The following is a 23,137-nucleotide window of genomic DNA, read 5'->3' on the forward strand; positions in this document are numbered from 1 at the left end:
AAATGAGTGGAAAAATATATCGTAAGTAAAAAACATAAAACTACAAACTATTTAGGTGCATCAGTTGTAACAGCTAGTGTATTATTATCAAGTCCAGTTATTCTAAATGCGGATACAACTATGTCGAATCCTACAGTTTTACCCATAAATGTAGTAGAGACAAAAGAAAAAGAACAAAACTATACAAATAGTTATAAAGTAAATAAATCTTCTTCATCAAAAATCACACAAGATTTAATTGATACTCCCCAAACAATTTCTGTAGTAACTGAAAAAGTATTAAAAGAACAACAAGCAACAACTCTACAAGAAGCTTTGAGAAATACTCCTGGTATTACTTTAAACTTAGGTGAAAATGGTAGTACAAATGATAAAAATAATATCATGATGAGAGGTTTTGATACTCAATCTAGTATTTATAAAGATGGGGTAAGAGATAGTTCAAACTCTGTAAAAGATATGTATAATACTGAAGCTGTAGAAATTACAAAAGGTGCAGTTGGAGCTGATAATGGAAGAGGTGTTTCATCTGGATATATAAATCAAGTAACAAAATCACCTAAAAATAAAGATGCTGCTGAGATTAGTTTGGGTTATAGTACAGGTGAAAATGGAAGGGTAACAGCTGATTTAAATAAAAAATTAAATGAAACAACTGGTTTAAGAATAAATTTACTAAAACATAAAGGCGATGTAGCAGGAAGAGATGTTCTAGAGATAGATAGAACAGGAATAGCTGCTTCATTGGGGTTTGGAATAGGAACAAACACTAGAACTACAATCAATTATGAAAGATTTAAGCAAGATGATATCCCTGATGCAGGAGTACCTACTATTGGGCTTAATAGTGTACCTTATTTTGCATTAGAAGCTGCAGGTATAAGTCCTAAAAAAGCTGATAGAGAAGACTTTTATGGTAGTAAATCTGATTTTGAAAAAGCTACTTCAGATACATTTGGTTTATTATTTGAACATGATTTCTCTGATTCTACAACAATAAGTAATATTACGAAATATTCAAAAACGAAACAAAGAATGATAACAAGAGGATTAGCCTCTGCTGATGTAACAGATGTAAATAATCCTAATTCTTGGACTGTTAATAGGTTTTCTAATCAAAAGTGGGAAGAAAATGAAATAATTGTAAATAAAACAAATCTTTCGTCAAGCTTTGAAACAGGGAGTATTTCACATAGTTTGAGTACAGGATTAGAGTTTATAAAAGAGAAAAAGACATCAAAATCTTATAAAAATGTAGGAGCTATGTCAGCTGCAAATTTATATAATCCAAATCCAAGTGATTCACTTACAGGAAGAGATTTATCATTTACTCCTAAAAATCTTAAAGTTGAGGTTGAAACTGCAGGTGTATATTTATTTGATTCTATTTCCTTAACTGATAAATTTATGTTTATAGGGGGAGGAAGACTTGATAAATATAAATTAAAAGAATCAGGTATTGAAAGTTATACTGAAGTAAGAAGAGGACCTACATTATATCGTCCTGTTGATATTGAAGATAGTGGTACTTTAAAAAGTTGGAAATTAGGTTTTGTTTATAAACCACTAGAAAATGGAAGCATATACATTTCTCATGCCACTTCTCAGTTACAACCAGGAGGAAAATTATCACCTTTATCAACTTCTGATACTAGTTTAGATAATCCAAATAAAGACCCTGAGGAATCAACAACGACTGAGATAGGTACAAAATGGAATTTCTTAGATAATCGATTATCTTTAACAGCAGCCATATATAAAACTTTGGCAAAGAATCAAATAACAGAAGAAGATGATGGAACATATACACAAGAAGGTGAAAAAGAGGTAAAAGGTATCGAAATTGGAATTGTTGGTCAAGTTACTGATAAATTTTCAATTAGTGCAGGGTTTGCTAAAGATAAAACAAAATCTAAAGCAAAAGGTAGAAGTGATGATGGTGCAGCTTTAAGATTTACACCTGATTGGAGTGCAACTTTATGGAGTACTTATAACTTTACGCCAGCCTTTACTGTTGGGTTAGGTGCCACATATATGGGTGAACAAAAAGTTTCATCATCAAAATCAGGACAAGATACTCCTGTAAATGGAAGAATGACAGTAATAGAAGACTTCTTAGTATTTGATGCTATGGCTTCATATAAAATAGATAAACATTCATCTTTGCAGTTAAATGTTTACAACATTGCAGATGAAGAGTATGTCGCAAATACCAATAAAGATGGATTTAGATATACACCAGGAGCTGCAAGGTCAGCTTTATTAACTTATAGTTATAAATTTTAATCAAAATTAGTCCCCCTTTTTGGGACTAGTTTATAAAAAGGAATAAAATGCTTTTACACATACCAAATGTATTAACAAAGGAACAAATAAAAGAGTGTAGAAAACTCTTAGATGAAGCTACTTGGATTGATGGAAAACTAACAGCTGGAAGTCAAGCTATTAATGTAAAAAGTAATCTACAACTAGCCGAAAATGATCCTTTGTTAAAACATTTAAGAGATATTATTACTTCTACTTTAAAATCAAATCCTCTTTTTGTCTCAGCTGCCTTGCCAAATCATATAATTTCACCTTTTATAAATAGATACGAAAATAGTGGTGCTTATGGAAATCATGTTGATAACTCAATTTTATATGATACAACAGTTGGTAAAAACTTTCGTACTGATATCTCTTGCTCTTTGTTTTTTACAGAACCTGAAGAGTATGAAGGTGGGGAAATGATTATAGAAGATACTTTTGGAACCCATGAAGTGAAACTTCCAGCAGGTGATCTGATACTCTATCCTTCTACTAGTTTACACAGAGTTGAACCAGTTGTCAGCGGTGTAAGAATGGTAAGTTTTATGTGGACTCAAAGTATGATTAGAAGTGCGTGGAAAAGAAGTATTTTATTTGAACTTGATAATACAATTCAAAGTTTAAGGTCAAAATATGGAGAGACTAAAGAAGCTGTAGATTTATCAATTCATTATCATAAACTAATTCAAGAATGGGCGGAACTTTAGATTGAATACTATAGAAGCAAAACTGGATTATATTCCAAATGAGATTGTTTGTGTTGATGATTATGAAAGCTTTGCAAAATCTAGGGTAGATACAAATGCTTGGGCTTATATTTCATCTGCATCAGCAGATGAAATCACTTATAGGACAAATAAGAAAGCCTTTGATAGAATACATCTTCTAAGTAGAACTTTAGAAGATGTAAAAGGTGGGAATACAAAGTTAAATCTATTTGGGCAAGAGTATGCCCATCCTATTTTTTTGGCTCCTGTTGCTTATCAAAAATTAGTCCATGATGATGGAGAAATTGCAACAGTGCAAGCTGCAAGCGCCATGGAATCTTGTATGATAGTAAGTGGTTTTTCAAGTACTTCTTTAAAAGATATATCTGATTATACTAATTCACCCTTATGGTTTCAATTATATATGCAAATTGATATGAATGACAATTTGTTTTTAATAAAAAAAGCTGAAAACTTAGGATATAAAGCACTAGTAATTACAATAGATGCTCCAATTGCAGGAATTAGAAATAAAGAACAAAAAGCAGGCTTTTGTTTACCTTCTCATATAGAAGCTATAAATTTACGAGGAATGAAACAATTAACTTTAGATTTAAACTCAACTCAAAGTAGCATTTTCGATGGGGTTATGGCACATTCTCCTACTTGGGCAGATATAAAATTTATAAAAGAAAATACGAAACTACCAGTTATTTTAAAAGGTATTACTCACCCCTCTTATGCAAGAAAAGCACTTGAACTTGGGATTGATGGTATTATTGTCTCAAATCATGGAGGAAGAACTTTAGATACCCTTGTTCCAACAATTGATATTTTACCAAAGATTGTTGAGGCAGTTGGTGGAAAAATCCCAGTTTTACTAGATGGTGGAATTAGAAGAGGAACTGATATTTTAAAAGCTCTTGCTTTTGGAGCAAGTGCTGTTTTAGTTGGCAGACCACTTATGTTTGCACTTGCTACATCAGGAGCTTTAGGTGTGGCACATATTATAAAAATATTAAGGGATGAGTTAGAAATCTCTATGGCACTTACGGGATGTAAAACCCTTGAAGATGTTACAAAAGAAATTTTATTTTGAAAAGAAGGATTTAAATGCATAAAAAGTTTTTATTTAAAGTGCATATGATTTTAGGGTTAACAGCTGGAGTTATTTTACTAATTATGGGAATAACTGGTGCAATGTTATCTTATCAAAAAGAGATATTAAAATATATAAATAAAGATAGTTATATAATAGAAGTTCCAAGTACAAAAAGACTATCTTCAAAAGCGATATTAGAAAAATTTGAACAAAAATTTCCTGATGCTAAAATAAATTCATTTATTTTTTCTAGTAGTGCAAATAGATCTGTAGTTATTAATATAAAAGCTAATGGTGAGGGCAAACAAGCAAGAAGAGGAATAAATTATTATATTAATCCCTATACGGCTGAAATATTACCAAATACAAAGGGTTATGAATTCTTTAAATTTATTGAAATAGTTCATAGAGGACTAATCATTGGGAATATTGGAAAACAGATAACTGGAATCTGTACCTTTGCCCTTTTAATACTTATGTTTAGTGGAATATATGTTTATTGGAAAAGAATAAAAAACTCATTTTTCAAAAGTTTTATTTTTAGTTTTAAGGATAAAAAAAGAGCATTTTTGTCTAATATGCACTTTGCAATTGGAATGTGGGTCATACCTTTTTATTTGTTTTTGTCTTTTACTGGACTTGCCTTGTCTTATGATTGGGTGAAAGATGGATTATATAAAGTATCAGGGGTTGAAAAACCTATACGACAAAAAAGAATGCCAACACCAAAAAATAAAAAAGATGAAGTTACAGTTTCTATATCAAATGAGAAGATAGAAAAAATAGTTCAATTATTTAATAAAAATGTCAAAGAGTATGAAAATGCTAATTTACAAATTGGTAAAAAAAGTGATGTAATAAAAATAAGTTATTTTGCAAAAAATGCCATACATGATAGAGCAAGAAGTGAAATAACACTAAATACAAAAACAAATAAAGTAATAAAAAATGATAAATTTGAAGATAAAGCATTAAGTGATAGATTGATGAAAAGTCTTGTTCCTCTTCATACAGGAGAATACTTTGGTCTTATAGTTCAAGGAATATTAGGACTATCATCTTTAATGATGGTACTATTTACAATAACTGGTTTTATGATGTACTTTAAAAGAAAAAAGAAAAAAGCTACAAAAAAATATAATCTAACAAAAAACACCTACTAATTGGCTATTTTTCCTAGTAATATAAATAAAAACTAGGAAAAAGCTTGTGAAACAAATTCTTTGGTTTAGACGTGATTTAAGAATAAGAGATAATAAAATCTTAGAAAAAGCATCTAATGAAGTAATGCCCATATTTATTTTTGATAAAAATATTTTAGAGAAACTTGATATTGAGGATAAAAGAGTCACTTTTATTTATGATGCAGTATTAGCTTTAAGAAAATCACTTCAAAGTCTTGGTTTAGATTTATATATATTTTATGATATTCCTAAAAATGTATTTATTGAACTTGAGAAGTTAGGTTTTGATGAAGTTTTATGTTCAAGTGATTTTGATTCATATGCTATAAAAAGAGATAAACAGATAAATGAAATAATACCTTTAAAAAGATATTTAGACTCATTTTTAATCAATCCCAGAAAAAACCTAAAAAAAGATGGAATACCTTATAAGGTATTTACTCCTTTTTACAAATCATTATCTTGGTTGAGTTCCTCAGATAAAATAGGAGAAGCCCAAATAAATCAAAATCAAAAACTATATAAATATGAAAATAAAACTCCTTCTTTAGAAGAGTTAGGATTTAAAAGAGCTGATTTACCAGAGTTTTTAAAAAAAACACCAGAAGATAGACTAAATGATTTTAGAGAAAAAGTAGAAGAGTATGGAAAAAACAGAGATATATTTTATAAAGATGGAACTTCAAATTTAGGAGTTGATTTAAGATTTGGAACTTTATCACCCAGAATGATTTTTAATGAAATAAAAGAACTAAATAAAAAAAACAGTGAAATATTTATAAGACAGCTTTTTTGGAGAGAGTTTTATAACTATATTTTATTTCATTTTCCAAAAAGTGAAAATGAAAACTGGAAGAACATAGAAATATCTTGGAGTGAAGATGAAGAAGATTTTCAAAAGTGGTGCGAAGGAAAAACGGGAGTTCCCATAATAGATGCAGCAATGAGACACTTTAATAAAACAGGAATGATGCACAATCGACTTAGAATGATTGTCTCTTCTTTTTTATGTAAAAATTTACTAATAGACTGGAAAAAAGGTGAGCAATATTTTGCAAAAAGACTGCTTGATTATGATGCTAGTTCAAATATAGGCTCTTGGCAATGGGCTGCAAGTACAGGGGCTGATAGTGTTCCTTATTTTAGAATTTTTAATCCATACTTGCAATCAGCAAAATTTGATAAAGAAGCTATATTTATAAAAAGTGTAATTCCTGAACTTAAAGATGTAGATGCGAAACTAATACATGTAGAAGGTGCTTTAAAAGATAAATATATAAGTTCAATAGTAAATATGAAGTATTCAAGAGATAGAGCAATAAGAGCGTTTAAAGAGGCAAAAAATGCAAAAGTATGATTTAGCAATAATTGGTTCTGGTATTGGGGGATCGTTAATTGGAGCATTGAATAAAGATAAAAGTCATATTCTTTTTGAAAAGGATTCTAATCTTGGGGGATGTGCTAGTACTTTTAAAAGATTTGGAAATTATTATAACGCAGGAGCTACTACTTTTGTAGGATATGAAGATAATCATCTTATAAAGAATATATTTAAACAAATTGGCTATGTACCTGATATAGTTGAATCAAAAATAGCAATAAGAACAATTCAAAATAAAAAAGTAGTAGATAGAATAAGAGATTTTGAAATTTTTTTATCTCAAATACAAGAAAACTATCCCAATAAAAATAATAGGATTTTTTGGGAAAAAATTAAAAGTATTGATGAAAAATTTTGGCAAATAAAAAATATACATTTTGCAAAATATAGTCTAAAGTCTTATTTGAAATCCTTGCTTACTTTTAAAGATTTGATTGGGACTTTTGAAATGGATTTATTTAAAAGTGCAAACTCTTTTATAAAAGAGACTTTGGGTGAGATAAGCCAAGAATATCAAAGTTTTATAGATGCTCAACTTCTTATTACGGTACAGAGTAAATCAAAAGATGTTTCTTTATTATCTATGTCTTTAGGATTATCTTACCCTTTTCATAAAGTATTTTATGTAAATAATGGCATGGGAACTATAATTGAAGATTTATTAAAAGATGTAAATGTTCACAAAAATGAAGAGATAATTAAAATCAGAAAATCAAAAGATTCTTATATAATTAATTCCTCAAAAGGTGAATATAAAGCAAAAAATATTGTGTTAAATACAACTATATATGATAGTAAAAATCTTTTTGATAAAAAAATAAAGAACTATTATGAAAAGTTTGATTTTAGTGATCAAAGTGCTTTTACGACATACCTTACAATTAATAGTAAAGAAGAGTTTTTAGAACACTATCAAATCATATTAAAGCCTGATATCCCAAATTGTATTTCCAACTCATTTTTTATCTCTTTTTCAAAACTAAGTGATGAGAAAATGAGTCAAAATGGATATAGTGTAACTATTTCAACTCATACAAAAGTCACTACTTGGAAAATTTTATCAAAAGATGATTATAAAAAACAAAAAGAGTTGACACAAAACTTTATATTAGAGCATTTTTTAGATTATTTTGATAATATAAATATAGAACAAATAACAAAAATATTCTCTGCTACTTGTTTGACTTTTCAAAGATTTATAGGAAGAGCAAATTGTGGAGGAAAAGCTATAAATGTAAAATCAGCTTTACAAATTCCTTCTTGTAGAACTCCTTTTAAGGGCTTATACAATGTAGGAGATACCATATTTGCTGGTCAAGGTTGGCCAGGTGTTGCTTTAGGTGCTAGTATATTAAATAAGGAGCTAAATGAAAAGCTTTGAATTACAAATTTCTTATAAAGATTGGCTTTATATAATTATTATAGGAATATTCTTTGGTTTTTTGATTTCTTTAGTTTTTTATTATATAAATGAAGAGATTAGATATTTTTCAACTATAGCTTTTAGTACTTCATGTGCTTTTTTTATCTCTTTTTTTTCCTTTTTATTTATCTCTATTTCAAACTTTTATATTTTGCCAAATATTCAAAAAAAGTATTGGTATTTTATTAGTTTCATTTTCTCTTTTTTAGCTGGTTGGTGTGGTTTTTCTTTAACATTTTTTCTATTTGATGATACATACCCAATAGTAAAACTCATATCTTTTTATTGGTTAGATATAAGTTTTACTATTGGACTATTGACTTTTTTGATTGGTTTAATATTGCATCAGTTCATCTCAATGAAATATAAAAATGAAATAGCCCATAGTGAAGTTTTACAGACGAAATTAGAAGCTTTAGAAAGTGAGTTAAATCCTCACTTTTTATTTAATGCTTTAAATTCTATTTCTGAACTAATTTATCAAGACCAGAAAAAAGCAGAAGAATCAGTTTTAAAATTATCAAAGTTTTTAAGAAATGCGATTACAAAAAAAGGTTTGATTGATTTAAAAAGTGAAATTGATATGTTAAATACATATTTGCATATAGAAAATATAAGATTTGATGAAAAAATAGTTTTTAATTTAAATTGTGATGAAAAATACTATGATATGCTTTTACCGAAATTTTCAATACAACTCTTGGTAGAAAATGCAATAAAACACGGTTTTACAGGAAAAAGTTTAATTATTGATGTAAATGTAAATGATAAAAAAATAGAAGTAACAAATAGCGGAAAGATTACTTCAAAAGTTATTTTTGGAGTAGGATTAAACAATTTGCAAAAAAGATTACAAATTCTTAAAATTGGGTATTTAAAAAGTTCAATAGAAAATGATAAAATGAAGTTTACAATATATAGGAGTAATAGATGAAAATAATGATAGTCGATGATGAAAAATTAGCTCTAAGTAGATTAACAAGACTTTTAAATGAAGAGGGAATAGAGGATATTGTAAGTTTTGATTCTCCAAGTCTTGCATTGGTAGAAGCTACAAAGCAAAAATTCGATGTAGTTTTTCTAGACATCTCAATGCCTCAAATGAATGGCCTAGAACTTGCAAATACTATTTTATCTCTTGAACCAAAGACTTTTATTGTATTTCAAACAGCATATAGTGAGTATGCAATAGAGGCTTTTAAAATTGGTGGAATAGATTATTTAATGAAACCAATAGAAAGCGATGATATAAAAAGAGTACTAGAAAAAATAAAGAGTTTTAAACAATCAAGCCAATCAAGTGATGAAAAACTTCTAGGAAAAAGAGGAAATAAAATATATCTAATCAAACTTGATGATATATATTTTATAAAAGCAGATTTGGATGAGGTACTGGTTCGTATAAAAGATGCAGATGTATATGTGAAAAGGAAAATTGGAGATTTAGAAAAGCTTTTAGATAAAAAGAAATTTTTTAGAATACATCGTTCAATCATTGTAAATGTTGATAAAATAAAATCAATGGAAAGTGTTGAACAATCAAAACTTACTATTAGCTTTGAAAATATTGATTCAGTTGTGACAAGTTCTAAAGATGGAGCAAAAGAATTTAGAGAATATTTAGAAAGAAGAAGTCTTTAAACTGACAAAAAACTACTACTAATCCTTTTATTTTGATGATAAAATTTTGAAAATAGAAGGATTAATATGAAAAGATTACTATCAACTTTACTTTTTTTTATTCCTATGTTAGGAATATCTCAAACATCAATTTATGACATTAAAGTAAAAACTATAGATAATGAAGAAATATCTTTATCAAAATATAAAAATAGAGTTATGTTAATAGTAAATGTTGCTAGTAAATGTGGCTTTACTTATCAATATGAAGGCTTAGAAAAATTACATGAAAAATATTCTTCAAAAGGTTTAAGTATTTTGGGTTTTCCTTGTAACCAATTTATGAATCAAGAACCAGGAACAAATGAAGATATAAAAGAGTTTTGTTCCTTGACTTATCAAGTAAAATTTGACATGTTCTCAAAAATAGATGTAAATGGTGATGATACTTCACCTTTATATAAATATTTAAAATCATCTCAATCAGGTTTATTTGGTACAGGTATTATAAAATGGAATTTTACAAAGTTTTTAGTTGATAGAAATGGTAAAGTAATAAAAAGATACTCACCTTCCACTAATCCAAGTGAAATAGAAAATGACATAAAAGAGTTATTATGAAAAGATACGAAAAAACATCACTTATCTCATGTAGTATAGATGAGCTATTTGAGTTTCATTTAGACTCAAATAATATAAAGAAAATTACCCCAAAAGATACAAAAGTAGAACTTCTAAGTAAAGATTTTGTACCAACAGAAGGCAAAGTTTTGAAAATAAAAACTACAAAATTTTTTGTACCAACTTTATGGGAAGTTGAAATTAGTTTGATTAAAAAACCAAATATGCTAGTAGATACTGCTGTTAAGTCACCTTTTGAATTTTGGAGACACTCTCATATTTTTACAAAAAAAGGTAATGTTTGTGAATTAAAAGATGTAATTGAATATGAAATGCCATTTGGCTTTATAGGTAATATTTTTTCTTCTTTTATGGAAAAACAACTTGATAGTATGTTCTCATACAGACATAAACAAACTAAAATAATATTAGAAAAGAAGGATAAAGCTTGAAAAAAGCAGTTGTATTGATGAATATGGGTGGACCAAATAATTTAGATGAAGTAAAAGTTTTTTTGACAAATATGTTTAATGACAAATATATAATAGGCGCTCCTCAACCAATAAGAGCAATGATTGGATTTTTAATTACAAGTTTAAGAACAAAAGAATCACAAAAAAACTATGCTTTGCTTGGTGGAATATCACCAATAGTTGGACATACAAAAAGACTTGTTAGAAGATTAAATGAAAGAATGGAAGATAAAGATATCTTTTATGCCATGAGATATACTCCTCCTTTTTCAAAAGAAGTAGTAAAACAACTAAGAGAGTATGATGAAATTATTGCTTTTCCTATGTATCCACATTACTCTAGTACAACGACAAAGTCTTCAATTGAAGACTTTCAAAAGGCTTTAAAAAAGGCAAAGATAAATACTCCTGTTAAGACTATAAATAGTTATTATGACAATGAAAAATACAATAAAGTAATAGTTGAAAGAATAAAAGAGAGATTAGCTGGAGATAACTCAGAAGAGTTTGAATTGGTCTTTTCTGCCCATGGACTTACTCAAAGAGTTATTGACAAAGGTGATTTATATCAAAAACACATTTTAGCAAATGTTGAGTGTGCAAAAAAAGAGTTAGAAAAACAAGGGATAAAATTCAAAGATATCCATGTAGCTTATCAATCAAGACTTGGTCCTATGGAGTGGTTAAGACCTTATATGGATGATAAGTTAAGAGAACTTGGAGATAAAGTTTTAGTCTATCCTATCTCATTTACAGTAGATAATTCAGAGACAGAATTTGAACTTGTAATGGAGTATAAAGAGATAGCGGATGAGGTAGGAATAAAAGATTATAGAGTTGCAAAAGCTCCAAATCATCATCCACTTTTTATGGAAGCTTTAAGTGAGCTTTTTGAGCAGGCAGTATAAACTATTTGTAAAAAAGTTTTATAATACCTGCTAAAAATAATACTAAGGCAAAGCTTTTTAAATCTTTATCATACAAAAGAATAAAAAAGCTAGATAGAATTAGAATTAAAGAGTTTGTGATTCCTTTTACATAACTTTTTAACTCTTTTGCTAAATACTCAATTTGATTATTTGAAACTTCAATTTGTAAAGTTCCCTCACTAGCTTTTTTTACTACATTTTTTAACTCTTTTACAAAAAATGGCAAATCTTTTACTTCATCAATAATTGTCTCTGTAATTGTATCTTTTGCCCCAAGAGCTTTAGGAAGATTATTTTGCAAGATTGGTAGAATATCTTTTATTCCATTGAAATTTTCTATATAAGTAGTTCCTAAACCTTCTACAATAGCACTAACTCTTAAGATATAAATCGCATCACTTGGTAGTTTAAAAGGCATATTTCTAGTTGTTTCTAAAATCTCAAAGGCAAGTTTTTGCATAGATTCACTACTTAAATTATCATTTGAAAATATATCAAACATATTTGAAGTAAATTCTGCAAGTTCGGAAGTAGGGGCTTCATATGATATGGTTCCAAGTTTTTTACTCGCAGCAATATAGAGTTCATAATTTTGTTCATTGGCTGCTTTAATTAACTCAATTATTGCGATTCTTTTATCGTTTGGTACAGTTTTTACCATACCAAAATCAAGTAAAATAAGTTCACCCTTTTTATTTACAAGTAAATTCCCAGGGTGGGGGTCTGCATGAAAGTATCCATTTATAAGCATTTGAGTAGTATAAAAATCAACCAAATTGGCAATTATTTTTTTAAAATCAATTTTATGTTTAAAGATATTTTCTTTATCATCAAATCTAAATCCTTCTTCATAACTCATAACAATAGCATCATCACTACAATACTCTTCATATGGTTTAGGAAATTTTATACCACTATTTTCATATACATGGGAAAATTTTTTTAGATTTGATAACTCTTTATTTAGTGAAACTTCTTCTTTAATCATTTTTGAAAATTCTACAATAACAGCTTCTATAGAGTTTTTAGTATAGTGTGAAAATAGGGGTTTAAATAAAAAATTAAAAAAGCTTATGATTTTTATATCAGCTAAAATTTGTTTTTTTATGCCATCTCTTCTTAATTTTACAGCAACTTTTTCTCCACTATTTAAATATGCCACATGAACTTGTCCAATAGAGGCAGAAGCTATGGCATTTTTATCAAAGCTCTTGAAAGTAAGATTTTTAAAGGCTTTATTATAAATCTTTTCATAACTTTTTTCATTCATTGGTGGGATTTGATCATGAAGATTTTTTAATTCATCAAGATAGTCTTGTGAGAAAAAATCAGATCTAGTAGCCAATACTTGAGCTAATTTTATAAAACTAGCTCCCAAATCAACAATAGTATTTTTTAATTTTTTTGGTTTAAGGGGTTTTAAAAATAAAAAGCTATCTTTTCTTTTTATAACTAAATAAATAGTTAATAAAAAAAGAAATACACTTAGTATTCTTTTTGGTGAATAATTATTTATTTTAAATCCTCTTTTAGTTTTTCTAAGTCTTGTTTTGTCGCAAGTCCTAGTTCATCAATTACTTCTTTTAATATTCTTTTCATTTCATCTTTTGCTTTTTGTTCTTCATCTTTACCTTTTTGTTCAAGGGATTCTAAAAAGCTTTTTGCATCATCTTTTTTTAATTTACCTTTTTCTTCTAAGGCTTTTATCTCTTCTTCAACTTTTTCTCTGATAATGGCTGCTGCTCCAAAGCCTGTATTTAATAACTCTTTTAGCATTTTGATATCCTTTTAGATTTTTATTATTGTATATTATAAAATAATAATATATACCTTGGTAGTAAAAAAATGTTAATTAGTATTTTAAAGTTAACTAAATACTAATAATTTCACCTGCTAACTTATGGGCAATTGGACCTTTCCCTGCACCTAAATTTGGTGCATTTTTTATTGCATGGAAAATAAATTCTTTCGAGATACTAATTGATTCCTCAAGTGTTTTTCCAAGAGCTAAATTTGCTGCAATTGCACTTGAAAAACTACAACCTGTACCATGGGTATTTGAGGTATCTATAAAATCAGATTGAAAAATCTTTTTTTGCTCATTTTTATAAAATAATATATCTATAGAGACTTTTTTATTATCAATTTGTTCTGTATGATTTTTTATTAAAACTTCACAAGGTATATTAGAAATCTTTTTTAAAGCATCCTTTCCAAAAAGTTCTTTTGCTTCATATAAATTTGGAGTAGTAACTTTTGAATATGGAAATAGAGTTTTTAAATTTTCAATTGCATCCTCATTTAAAAGTTTTGAACCAGCTTTTGATATAAAAACAGGATCAAAAACTATAGGAATGTTGAAATCTTTTATAGAATCTCTGACAACATCAATAATATCATTTGAAAAAAGCATACCAATTTTTATGCAAGTTACATCAAAATCATCCAAAACTGCATCAATTTGGTCTTTTATAAAAGATGGACTTACTTCTTGAACATTTGTCACACCTTTTGTATTTTGTGAAGTCAAAACTGTGATTACACTACATCCAAAAACTCCAAATGCTTCAAATGTTTTTAAGTCAGCTTGAATTCCAGCTCCTGCACTACAATCACTTCCTGCTATGGTTAATACTACTTTCAATTTAATTCCTTTATTTAGTTCCTAATTCTATTGGATTTATCATTATGTTAGGATAATTAAGTACAAAAAATAAAGAAAATATAGTAAGAATAATCATTAAAGTTATTTTAATAAAAGGAAAGGTTTTTATGCTACAATTTGGCTACAAATTATGAAGAAAGAATAAAAGGGGATTTAATGTTAAAATCATTATCTATAAAAGCAAGACTTTTACTTATAGTTATAAGTTCAATAGTTATTGTTTCTGCTGTTATGCTTGTGCAATCAGTTATTTCTTTACAAGAAACATCTGCTACAGTAATAGAAAAATTTAAAGAGAATGCTTATGCTACAAAAAATGAAGAGTTAAAAAACTATGTCTCTTTGGTCATGAAAACAGTAGAATCTTATCATGCAAGAACAGCTCCTGAAAAAATAAAAGTTGAAGTTCAAGCTAAATTAAAAGAACAAACTGAATTTATGCTATCTATCATGCAAGGGGAGTATGATAAATATAAAGGGACAGTTCCAGATGATGAGTTGAAAAATATCATTAGAACTTCAGTAGAAAAAGCAAGATATGGTAATACTGGTTATTTTTGGATAAATGATTTAGATGCAAAAATTATTATGCATCCAATAAAACCAGCCTTAGATGGCAAAGATATGTCTGAATACAAAGATAAAGGTGGAAAAAGAATTTTTTATGAATTTGCCCAAGTTGCAAAAAAATCAGGTTCTGGCTTTGTTGATTATGTTTGGCCAAAGCCAGGGTTTGAAGAACCACAAGAAAAAGTATCTTTTGTAAAACTTTTTGAACCATTTGGATGGGTTATAGGAACAGGTGAATATGTTGATAATGTTACTGATAAATTAAAAAAAGAGGCTTTAAAAGCAATCGGTCAAATGAAATATGGTAAAGATGGTTATTATTGGATTAATGACTCAAATCATGTTGTTATATTACACCCTATAAAACCGAGTTTAGAGGGTAAAAATATGTATGATCTTAAAGATTCAGATGGTAAGTATTTATATCGAGAAATTGTAAAAGCTGCTAATGCAAAAGAAGAGGGTGGATTAGTTAAATATACATGGCCAAAACCAGGTAAAAAAGGTGCTCAACCTAAGTTCTCTTATGTACAAAAGTTTGGACCTTGGGATTGGATTATAGGAACAGGTGCCTATGTAGATGATATCGAAGATAAAATTTTACAAATGCACGATGAAACTGAAGCTCAAATCAAAGCAGTAATTATTAGAAATTGTATAATAATCTTTATTATTATGGTTATTTTAGCGATAATTATGGGAATGCTATCTAATAGATCTATTTTTGTACCTTTAAATAAATTTCAAGATGGATTATTAGGATTCTTTAAATATTTAAATAAAGAACAACCTGATGTTGATAATCTTGATGACTCAGCAAATGATGAGATTGGTGCAATGGCTAAGATAATAAACCAAAATTTAGATAAAACAAAATCTTTAATAAGACAAGATGATGAGTTAATTCAAGATGTTACAAGAGTAGTTGGAGAGATTGAAAAAGGGTATTTATTCAATAGAGTTGAAAAAAGAACAGAAAATGAGTCTTTACAAAAACTTCAAAATAAACTAAATGAAATGTTAGATAATCTTGAGACTAATATTGGGAAAGATACAAATATTATATTAGATTGTCTAGCAAATTATGGAAAACTTGACTTTAGAGATAATATAAAAAATGCTCAAGGAAAAGTTGAAGTAGCTATAAATGAGTTGTCAGATATTATTAATAATATGCTAAAAGAGAATAAACAAAATGGTTTAACATTAGATGCAAGTTCTGATGTTCTACTCAAAAATGTTGATATATTAAACAGAAATTCTACTTCAACAGCTGCATCACTTGAAGAAACAGCAGCAGCTTTAGAAGAGATAACTTCTGCAATTGTTAGCAATACAAATAATATTTCTACAATGGCAACATATTCTAATGAATTGGTTGAATCAATTAATGTAGGTAAAACTTTAGCTGAATCAACTGTTATTGCAATGGATGAAATCAATACTCAAACAGAAGCAATTGCTGATGCTATTGTTTTAATTGACCAAATAGCTTTCCAAACAAATATTTTATCACTAAATGCTGCAGTTGAAGCGGCAACAGCAGGAGAAGCTGGAAAAGGATTTGCAGTTGTTGCAGCAGAAGTTCGAAACCTAGCATCAAGAAGTGCAGATGCAGCTAAAGAGATAAAAGCCTTAGTTGAAAATGCAACACAAAAAACTAATGCTGGTAAAGAAGGAACTGATAAGATGATTAAAGGTTATGAAATCTTACATCTTAATATCAAAAAAACATCAGAAACAATACAATCAATTGAAGAGTCATCAAAAGAGCAAAGAGCTGGTATTGAGCAAATAAATGATGCTGTTAACAGATTAGACCAACAAACACAAGAAAATGTTGCTATATCTAATACAACTCACTCAATTGCTGTTGAAACTGATGAGTTAGCTAAACTTATTGTTACAGTTACAAATGAAAAAGAGTTTAGAGGGAAAAATGATTTAAAAGCAAAAATTTCTAATTATGAGACACCAAAAGTTACTGTGCCTGTAAAAAAAATAGAAGTAAAAAAAGTAGAAAAATCTTCTGATAAAAATAAAGAAGTAAAAAAAGAGACTACTACTTTAAAAGAATCTAAACCAAAAGTTGAAGTAATCAAAAGTCAGAGTAGTTCTGATGATGAATGGGAAAGTTTTTAATAACTAATAATTACGAAGAGATATAAAATAGATCTATATCTCTTCTGATATTATTGTGCTTATTTTTTGTGATGAACCAAAGTGTGGAAATAGTTTGAATTTTATATTTGGATATTTATTTTCTAAGGCTATTAATATATTTGGAATATCACTTACCACATGTTTTCCAGAATTTAAAAAATAAGGATAAATACTAATTTCAATAACATTTTCTATAGAGAGTTCTTTTACAACTTCTTCAATAGAAGGTTCTGCAAATTCTAAAAAAGCATTTTTTATTTTTTCATACTTGTTTGAATTAAGTACTTTTATTTCTTTTACTAAATGTCTAAACTCTTCATTTGATTTGTCTTTTTTACTGCCATGCGCTACTAATAATAATGCTCTCATTGTTTTCCTTTTTTAATAATAGATGTTTTGTAGCAACTTTTATTTATTTGCTAAATATGATAAAATAAATTCATATAATATGTATTAAAGCTTAGTGTTAAATTAATAGGCTTGTTTAATTTCATTAATTACATTATAAGAGATATTTGATATAATTTGTACCTTTAAATGCTTCCTTAGCTCAGCTGGATAGAGCAACGCCCTTCTAAGGCGTAGGCCAATGGTTCGAATCCATTAGGGAGTACCACTTTTAGATTCCGAAAACTTATAAAATATATTGTTGATAATTGTTTAATTTGATTGTATTAAAATGTAGATTGAACTAGTGGTGGCGCGGGGCAGAATCGAACTGCCGACACAAGGATTTTCAGTCCTTTGCTCTACCGACTGAGCTACCGAGCCACTAGTGGTGGTGAGGGAAGGATTTGAACCTTCGAAGCCGTAGGCGGCGGATTTACAATCCGCAGGATTTGACCACTCTCCAACCTCACCTTTTGTTTGAAGAGCGTAATAATATTCAAAAAAAGATTAAAGTTATATGAAATTTGAGTATAAGTTCAGTCTTTTTTCGTAAATTTTAACCATTGGTTCAAAAAATCATCTCTTTTTAGTATAATAGAGCCTAAATCAAGCTTATATTGCAAACATGCATGACCTAAATTCCAAAACTCATAGTTCTCTTTTTCAAGTAGTTGTCCTAAAAGAACTAATTGCAGTTTACCATAATTATTGTACTTTTTATCTCTACTTGAAAACCCACTTAGACTTGTATACACTTTGCCAACTTTATACCCGATTTCACCTGCAATTAATGTATCATTCTTGCTATCATATAATTCAAAAGTCAATAATTCAAAATTCTCATGCTTATTAGAAAATATATCTAAAAGCATATTTTTATAATCTTCATTTATCCATGAATCTTTGTGAAATTGATTTATTTTTTCTATAATTTGATTTATATCTTTATTTTTGACAAATAAATAAGTATTCTTTTTTAATAACTTTTTTATTTTTTTACTTATATGAAGATTTTCAAAGTACAAAACGGCATATTCAAACTGAAGTTCTGGAAGTAAATAGCTTTTATTGTTTGCTAAAGTAGCAGTAGTGCTAATAAAACCTGCTTGGGCTAACTTTATATATAAAGAAGGAGAAAAGTGCTCACAGGCATAGTAATTCTCTTTCATATTTGGATAAATATGATTTCTTAATATTTGTTCATTGGAAATTATTTCCTCATCTATTAGATAAATAATAAAATCCTTTTATGTGATTAGAAAAGGGGAAATTCATCAGTTAAGACTTTTTCCTTAAGAAAGAAGTCTTAATACTGATTGTTGATTGATATTATTAGCTTGTGATTGTCCAAAAGAACCAATTTGAGCCAAAATATTTTGTTTTGAGAAGCTTGATACTTCTTTTGCAAAATCTACATTTGAAATAGTAGATAATGCTGAACCATTATTTACAACTTGCGATGACATTGAAGTATATGAAGATTCTAATTGTTGTGCAGTAGAACCAATATCACTTCTAAAATCTTGAAGTTTTGAAGATGCTTGATCAATTGTATCTAAGAATGTTCTTGCATCATCAGCTGAAAATGTTCCATCTTGCAAAAATCCATCCAATCCTAAACCTTGGGTATTTGATTGAAGTGGATTGAGTGTTGTATTGTCTTGAGAATCAGTGCCTGTTTGAACATCAAAAGTATCACTTTCCCCTTTATCATCTCGACTATTTTGCAAAATAGAGTTATCACCATAACTAGTACTTGAGGCAATGTTATCAAATTGTTCTAAAAGTTTAGTAATATCATTTCTAATAATATTTCTTTGATCATCACTTGTTGTATCAGTTGCTGCTTGTAAAGTTTTTTCTCTAATTGTGTCTAAAATATCAGATTGTTCCCCTAGTGCACTATCTCCTATTTGTAAATAAGATAAAGCACTATTGATATTTTCAACACCTTGAGTTAATCCACTTTGTTGATAATTTAATTGTTCAGAAATAGCTAAAAGTGCAGGATCATCTGATGCTTTTGTTAATTCTTTATTTGTTGCAATCTTTTCTAAAGGATTACTTGACCTGACTCCTTGAAGCTCTTCTGGTACATATAAATAATTAGTATAATCATTTGATATAGTCATTGAGTCTCCTTTCTTCAGTTTTTCTTTATTTTACAACTACTAGTATTAAACCAACTTTAAGCATTAATACTAATATAATCTTTTGTTAACCTTTTGTTAACCTTTTGTTGTTTCATAGTTAACTCAATAATCGTATAATAAATTTATAAGTAAATAGGAAGCGCGAACACTAGGCTTGTTTACTAAGATTAAAGTTCTCCTTGAAATAAAATTAAATCAGTTAAAAAAGGCACTCTAAAGGGTTAGGTGTCTTTTTTTATGTCTAAAATCTTTTTAAATCAATAATAATTTGGGTATTATGTCAAAATTATTAAAAAGGTTAGAGATGAAAAGAGTTTTTTTACAAAATTATAAACCCCTAGAATTTAAGTTCTATCAAAACAAAGAAGATTTTATTGTTACAGAAAATCCAATAAAATTTACAAATAGAGGTAATTTTATAATTTTAAAAATAGAAAAAGAGAGATTGGGAACTTGGGATTTAATTGATTCACTTGCTAGAAATTTAAATATATATGATAATGAAATAGGCTATGCTGGATTAAAAGATAAAAATGCAACTACTACTCAACACATCTCAATACCTAGAAAATATGCAAAAGATATAAAAAAATTCAAACATCCAAAAATAAAAATATTAGAGACCTTTTTACACAGTACAAAACTAAACATTGGTGATTTGATTGGTAACTCATTTGAAATAAATCTTCACGAAGTTGAATCTTGTGATGTGGGTGTTATAGAAAAAAGATTACACGAACTTGCAAAAAATGGTATGCCAAACTTTTTTGGTTATCAAAGATTTGGTAAAGATGTAAAAGAAAACCTTGAAAAAGCAAATAAAATTATTTATGGTGATTTGAAAATTAGAGATAGAAAATTAGAGAAAATGTTAATCTCTATTTATCAAAGTGATTTATTTAATAAATGGCTTGCTAAAAGAGTTGAAATGTCTGATGGAAAATTTAAATTATTAGATGGTGAAGTAATGAAGTCACTTGATGATTTGAAGTTTTTTACACCAAATAAAATAAATGAAAAGATAATAAAAGACTTTGAAGATAAAAAAATTGTTCCTACAGGACTTTTATGTGGAAGAGAAGTTTATCGAGCAAGAAATGAAGCACAACTTATTGAAAAAGAGTTTGATGATACTTATATTCAAGAAAAAGGTTTAAGAAGAGATGCTATTATATTTCCAAAAGATATTTTTGTAAATTATGATGTTGAAAATAAAAAGTGTAAACTAAAATTTACACTTCCCAAAGCTTCATATGCTACAGTTGTAGTGGAGAATATTGCAAATCAAAATCTAAGAGTTTAAACTAATTGGTATTTTTATTTTAAAATTTGCTCCAAAGTATTCTTTGTCTTTATATAAAAAGTTTATATTTTGAACATTAATTTCACCACCAAAATGTTTTGTGATAATTTGTTCACTCATATAAAGACCAATACCAGTTCCTTGAGATTTGTGTTTAGTTGTAAAATAAGGTTCAAATACTTTTTCAATATCTGATTCTTTTATCCCTCCTGCATTATCTAGAATAGAAAATGTTATATTGTTATTAGTTTTTTCTATTTCTATTTTTATTAGTTTATTAACACTTTTTGTAGTATTTAAAATATCTTTAGCATTACTGAAGATATTGAGAAATACTTGAATTAATTCGTTTTTATACCCAAGAATTTCGCAGTCTTCATAAACTGTAACTATTTCTATATCGGTATTTTTAATGTTGGCTAATTTTATAGAAGTATTTATCAGTGTAGAAAGTTTAAAATTTTCTTTGTTTTTACTTTGTTTAAAGAAGTCTCTAAAATCATCAATTGTTTGTGAAAGATAAGTTGCAGCCCTTATTATTAAGTCAACTGAATCATAAAAGAATTCATCATCTAAGTCTCCAAATTCTTTTTTTATTTTTGCACCACTTGCGGCTGTTGTTATTGTTGAAAGTGGTTGTCTCCATTGGTGTGCAATATTTTCAAGCATTTCACCCATTGAGGCCATTTTTGCTTGTTGATAAAAGAGTTTTTGTTTTTTATTAAACTCATTTTTTTCTTTTAATTCATCTGTTATATCTCTGATAATAGAATAAACAAAAGTCTTTTTATCTATTTGTATTGCAGAAGCATAAATCTCCACATCTTTTATTTCTCCATTAGACAAAATATTTTTAGAAATAAAGACATTTTGTCTATTTTCTAATATATTAATGAATTCTTTTTTTTGTTTATCTACTGTAGACATTGATATGTCATTTGCTTTTAAATTTATAAAATCTGCTCTTTTATAACCATAAAAATTAATTGCAGAAGCATTAATATCAATTATATTTAATGTTATTGGATCATATATAATTTTTATTGCTTTTGAGCCTTCAAAAATTTGGTGATATTTTTTTGTTAGTTCGTTTAATTCTTGAGTTCTTCTTTTTACATTTTTTTCTAATTCAGTTGTATACTTTGATTTATTATAAAAATGAATTGAACTAAAAATAGCAATTACTACTAAGGTTAAAAGAATACCAATAAATTTAATAAATTTGTCAAACTCATAGATATCATTTAAGTCTATCTCTTTTTTTTGCTTAAAGATTATGAAATATCCAATATTGGATTCTTTTTCATTTTTTAATGTAAATGTAGTGGCTATGTGATTATCAATTAATTTATAATCTTTTATTGATAAAAATTCATCAATATTTTCCTTTACGGTTTTTTTTAATTCACTTTTAGCATCTAAATTTGCTACATAATAATCGCCTATAAAATCTTTTGTAAAAGGTTTTTTAATTTGATTTTTAAATTTTTTATCTGCAAGAATAATTAAATCAATTCCTTTTTCTTTAAACTCTTCTGCAATAGAATTCATTTTTGTAATTACTTCAACTAAACCTAAAAATTGATTTCCATCATAAATTGGAACAATATTTTTAAAAGTTATATCAAATATACCTACACTTATTATTGAGACGACTTTTGGGTTCTTTAATAAAGTTGGTAACTCTTTTCTTATTGTTGAAACATTATCATTTTTTTCTTTTGTCCAACTTCTATATTTACTTATTCCATTCTTATCTATTAAATGTATCCATAGATTTTTGAAGTTGCTATATTTTTTTATTTTTTCAGATACAACATTTAAACTAGGATAAGGAACTTTTTCATTTTTTAAAAACTTTTTGAAGTTATTATCTTCTGATAGTGCTAATGCAACATTAAAAGTTGAATTCTTTTTATTAAATATTGCTTCTTTAATTTGATTTTTTAAACTATTTGAAGTTTGTAAATATTTATTTTTAGTCAATCCTTCTATCTTGTTTGATAGAAAATAGTTAACACATGAAAAAGCAGAAATTAAAAGTATAATTAATAAAAGTAGATAAATTGGTTTTGTAGAATATTGCACTAAAAGTCCTATTTAATTGTTAATCATCTAATAATTTTATATATAAAGCAATTAATTA

The 23,137-nt window shown here is 27.5% G+C and carries 20 protein-coding genes and 3 tRNA genes; 14 read left to right on the top strand and 9 right to left on the bottom strand.

The features are described 5' to 3' along the window. Positions 1-6 precede the first annotated feature (6 nt). From CRU95_RS09890 to hemH, 11 genes are all read left to right on the top strand, one after another. Positions 7-2,286 (top strand): TonB-dependent siderophore receptor, encoded by a 2,280-nt coding sequence (locus tag CRU95_RS09890; RefSeq protein ID WP_129100975.1) that lies wholly within the window; start codon positions 7-9, stop codon positions 2,284-2,286. 47 nt (positions 2,287-2,333) lie between these two features. Beyond that, a complete protein-coding gene (locus CRU95_RS09895) occupies positions 2,334-3,014 on the top strand; it encodes a Fe2+-dependent dioxygenase (protein ID WP_129100976.1) in 681 nt (226 codons plus the stop codon). Position 3,015: 1 nt separating this feature from the next. Beyond that, a complete protein-coding gene (locus CRU95_RS09900; RefSeq protein ID WP_258238676.1) occupies positions 3,016-4,113 on the top strand; it encodes an alpha-hydroxy acid oxidase in 1,098 nt (365 codons plus the stop codon). 14 nt (positions 4,114-4,127) lie between these two features. Then, positions 4,128-5,279: a PepSY domain-containing protein gene (locus tag CRU95_RS09905; RefSeq protein WP_129100977.1), complete on the top strand. Its 1,152-nt coding sequence runs from the start codon at positions 4,128-4,130 to the stop codon at positions 5,277-5,279. A gap of 46 nt (positions 5,280-5,325) precedes the next feature. After that, on the top strand, positions 5,326-6,657 hold the full coding sequence (locus CRU95_RS09910) for a deoxyribodipyrimidine photo-lyase (RefSeq protein ID WP_129100978.1): 1,332 nt from the start codon (positions 5,326-5,328) through the stop codon (positions 6,655-6,657). Beyond that, entirely contained in the window at positions 6,644-8,062 is a 1,419-nt protein-coding gene (locus CRU95_RS09915; RefSeq protein ID WP_129100979.1) for an NAD(P)-binding protein, read from the top strand. Before CRU95_RS09910 ends, CRU95_RS09915 begins: the two co-directional genes overlap by 14 nt. Then, positions 8,049-9,038, top strand: coding sequence for a sensor histidine kinase (locus CRU95_RS09920; RefSeq protein WP_129100980.1), 990 nt, complete (start codon positions 8,049-8,051; stop codon positions 9,036-9,038). The genes CRU95_RS09915 and CRU95_RS09920 overlap by 14 nt, the downstream gene beginning before the upstream one ends. After that, positions 9,035-9,745: a LytTR family DNA-binding domain-containing protein gene (locus tag CRU95_RS09925; RefSeq protein WP_129100981.1), complete on the top strand. Its 711-nt coding sequence runs from the start codon at positions 9,035-9,037 to the stop codon at positions 9,743-9,745. The genes CRU95_RS09920 and CRU95_RS09925 overlap by 4 nt, the downstream gene beginning before the upstream one ends. 66 nt (positions 9,746-9,811) lie before the next feature. Beyond that, entirely contained in the window at positions 9,812-10,345 is a 534-nt protein-coding gene (locus CRU95_RS09930; protein WP_309109218.1) for a glutathione peroxidase, read from the top strand. Next, on the top strand, positions 10,342-10,797 hold the full coding sequence (locus CRU95_RS09935; RefSeq protein WP_129100982.1) for an SRPBCC family protein: 456 nt from the start codon (positions 10,342-10,344) through the stop codon (positions 10,795-10,797). The genes CRU95_RS09930 and CRU95_RS09935 overlap by 4 nt, the downstream gene beginning before the upstream one ends. Beyond that, entirely contained in the window at positions 10,794-11,726 is a 933-nt protein-coding gene (gene hemH / locus CRU95_RS09940; RefSeq protein ID WP_129100983.1) for a ferrochelatase, read from the top strand. The genes CRU95_RS09935 and hemH overlap by 4 nt, the downstream gene beginning before the upstream one ends. 1 nt (position 11,727) lies before the next feature. Here hemH and CRU95_RS09945 read toward each other — a convergent pair whose 3' ends face one another. The 3 genes from CRU95_RS09945 to thiD all read right to left on the bottom strand — a co-directional run bounded on the left by CRU95_RS09945 (position 11,728) and on the right by thiD (position 14,391). Beyond that, positions 11,728-13,263, bottom strand: coding sequence for an AarF/ABC1/UbiB kinase family protein (locus CRU95_RS09945; protein WP_129100984.1), 1,536 nt, complete (start codon positions 13,261-13,263; stop codon positions 11,728-11,730). Continuing rightward, complete coding sequence (locus CRU95_RS09950) at positions 13,260-13,523, bottom strand: hypothetical protein (protein ID WP_129100985.1); 264 nt, start codon at positions 13,521-13,523, stop codon at positions 13,260-13,262. Before CRU95_RS09950 ends, CRU95_RS09945 begins: the two co-directional genes overlap by 4 nt. A 94-nt stretch (positions 13,524-13,617) precedes the next feature. Next, positions 13,618-14,391, bottom strand: coding sequence for a bifunctional hydroxymethylpyrimidine kinase/phosphomethylpyrimidine kinase (gene thiD / locus CRU95_RS09955; RefSeq protein WP_129100986.1), 774 nt, complete (start codon positions 14,389-14,391; stop codon positions 13,618-13,620). A gap of 177 nt (positions 14,392-14,568) precedes the next feature. On the opposite strand from thiD, the gene CRU95_RS09960 reads away from it, so the two are divergent. Then, on the top strand, positions 14,569-17,124 hold the full coding sequence (locus CRU95_RS09960; protein ID WP_129100987.1) for a methyl-accepting chemotaxis protein: 2,556 nt from the start codon (positions 14,569-14,571) through the stop codon (positions 17,122-17,124). A gap of 33 nt (positions 17,125-17,157) precedes the next feature. Here the strand turns inward: CRU95_RS09960 and CRU95_RS09965 are convergent, their stop codons facing one another. Then, positions 17,158-17,514 carry a sirohydrochlorin chelatase gene (locus tag CRU95_RS09965; protein WP_129100988.1) on the bottom strand — a complete coding sequence of 119 codons (357 nt, stop codon included), beginning with the start codon at positions 17,512-17,514 and terminating at the stop codon, positions 17,158-17,160. A 170-nt stretch (positions 17,515-17,684) separates the two neighbouring features. Here CRU95_RS09965 and CRU95_RS09970 point away from each other — a divergent pair. Further along, a tRNA-Arg gene (locus tag CRU95_RS09970) sits at positions 17,685-17,761 on the top strand. Between the two features lie 79 nt (positions 17,762-17,840). On the opposite strand, the gene CRU95_RS09975 is transcribed toward CRU95_RS09970, so the two are convergent. The 4 genes from CRU95_RS09975 to CRU95_RS09990 form a co-directional block, all read right to left on the bottom strand. After that, positions 17,841-17,916 (bottom strand) — tRNA-Phe (locus CRU95_RS09975). A gap of 5 nt (positions 17,917-17,921) precedes the next feature. Then, positions 17,922-18,006, bottom strand: a tRNA-Tyr gene (locus CRU95_RS09980). A 65-nt stretch (positions 18,007-18,071) separates the two neighbouring features. Further along, positions 18,072-18,704: a hypothetical protein gene (locus CRU95_RS09985; RefSeq protein WP_129100989.1), complete on the bottom strand. Its 633-nt coding sequence runs from the start codon at positions 18,702-18,704 to the stop codon at positions 18,072-18,074. Positions 18,705-18,827: 123 nt separating this feature from the next. Next, the gene (locus tag CRU95_RS09990) at positions 18,828-19,667 is read right to left on the bottom strand and encodes a flagellin (protein WP_129100990.1); all 840 of its coding nucleotides are present in this window, start codon (positions 19,665-19,667) and stop codon (positions 18,828-18,830) included. Positions 19,668-19,992: 325 nt separating this feature from the next. Between CRU95_RS09990 and CRU95_RS09995 the strand changes: the two genes are divergently transcribed. After that, positions 19,993-20,991 carry a tRNA pseudouridine(13) synthase TruD gene (locus CRU95_RS09995; protein ID WP_129100991.1) on the top strand — a complete coding sequence of 333 codons (999 nt, stop codon included), beginning with the start codon at positions 19,993-19,995 and terminating at the stop codon, positions 20,989-20,991. Here the strand turns inward: CRU95_RS09995 and CRU95_RS10000 are convergent. Then, complete coding sequence (locus CRU95_RS10000; RefSeq protein WP_129100992.1) at positions 20,980-23,079, bottom strand: ATP-binding protein; 2,100 nt, start codon at positions 23,077-23,079, stop codon at positions 20,980-20,982. The genes CRU95_RS09995 and CRU95_RS10000 overlap by 12 nt on opposite strands. Between the last annotated feature and the right edge of the window lie 58 nt (positions 23,080-23,137).

The sequence above is a fragment of the Arcobacter sp. F2176 genome (assembly GCF_004116465.1).
Taxonomy (GTDB): Bacteria; Campylobacterota; Campylobacteria; order Campylobacterales; family Arcobacteraceae; genus Arcobacter; species Arcobacter siniprincipis.

Bases quoted from the DNA above. Each gene is read 5' to 3' on its own strand.
- CRU95_RS09895 (WP_129100976.1), top strand. From the start codon at position 2,334: ATGCTTTTACACATACCAAATGTATTAACAAAGGAACAAATAAAAGAG.
- CRU95_RS09905 (WP_129100977.1), top strand. From the start codon at position 4,128: ATGCATAAAAAGTTTTTATTTAAAGTGCATATGATTTTAGGGTTAACA.
- CRU95_RS09915 (WP_129100979.1), top strand. From the start codon at position 6,644: ATGCAAAAGTATGATTTAGCAATAATTGGTTCTGGTATTGGGGGATCG.
- CRU95_RS09920 (WP_129100980.1), top strand. From the start codon at position 8,049: ATGAAAAGCTTTGAATTACAAATTTCTTATAAAGATTGGCTTTATATA.
- CRU95_RS09925 (WP_129100981.1), top strand. From the start codon at position 9,035: ATGAAAATAATGATAGTCGATGATGAAAAATTAGCTCTAAGTAGATTA.
- CRU95_RS09930 (WP_309109218.1), top strand. From the start codon at position 9,812: ATGAAAAGATTACTATCAACTTTACTTTTTTTTATTCCTATGTTAGGA.
- CRU95_RS09935 (WP_129100982.1), top strand. From the start codon at position 10,342: ATGAAAAGATACGAAAAAACATCACTTATCTCATGTAGTATAGATGAG.
- CRU95_RS09950 (WP_129100985.1), bottom strand. From the start codon at position 13,523: ATGCTAAAAGAGTTATTAAATACAGGCTTTGGAGCAGCAGCCATTATC.
- CRU95_RS09960 (WP_129100987.1), top strand. From the start codon at position 14,569: ATGTTAAAATCATTATCTATAAAAGCAAGACTTTTACTTATAGTTATA.
- CRU95_RS09965 (WP_129100988.1), bottom strand. From the start codon at position 17,514: ATGAGAGCATTATTATTAGTAGCGCATGGCAGTAAAAAAGACAAATCA.
- CRU95_RS09985 (WP_129100989.1), bottom strand. From the start codon at position 18,704: ATGAAAGAGAATTACTATGCCTGTGAGCACTTTTCTCCTTCTTTATAT.
- CRU95_RS09990 (WP_129100990.1), bottom strand. From the start codon at position 19,667: ATGACTATATCAAATGATTATACTAATTATTTATATGTACCAGAAGAG.
- CRU95_RS09995 (WP_129100991.1), top strand. From the start codon at position 19,993: ATGAAAAGAGTTTTTTTACAAAATTATAAACCCCTAGAATTTAAGTTC.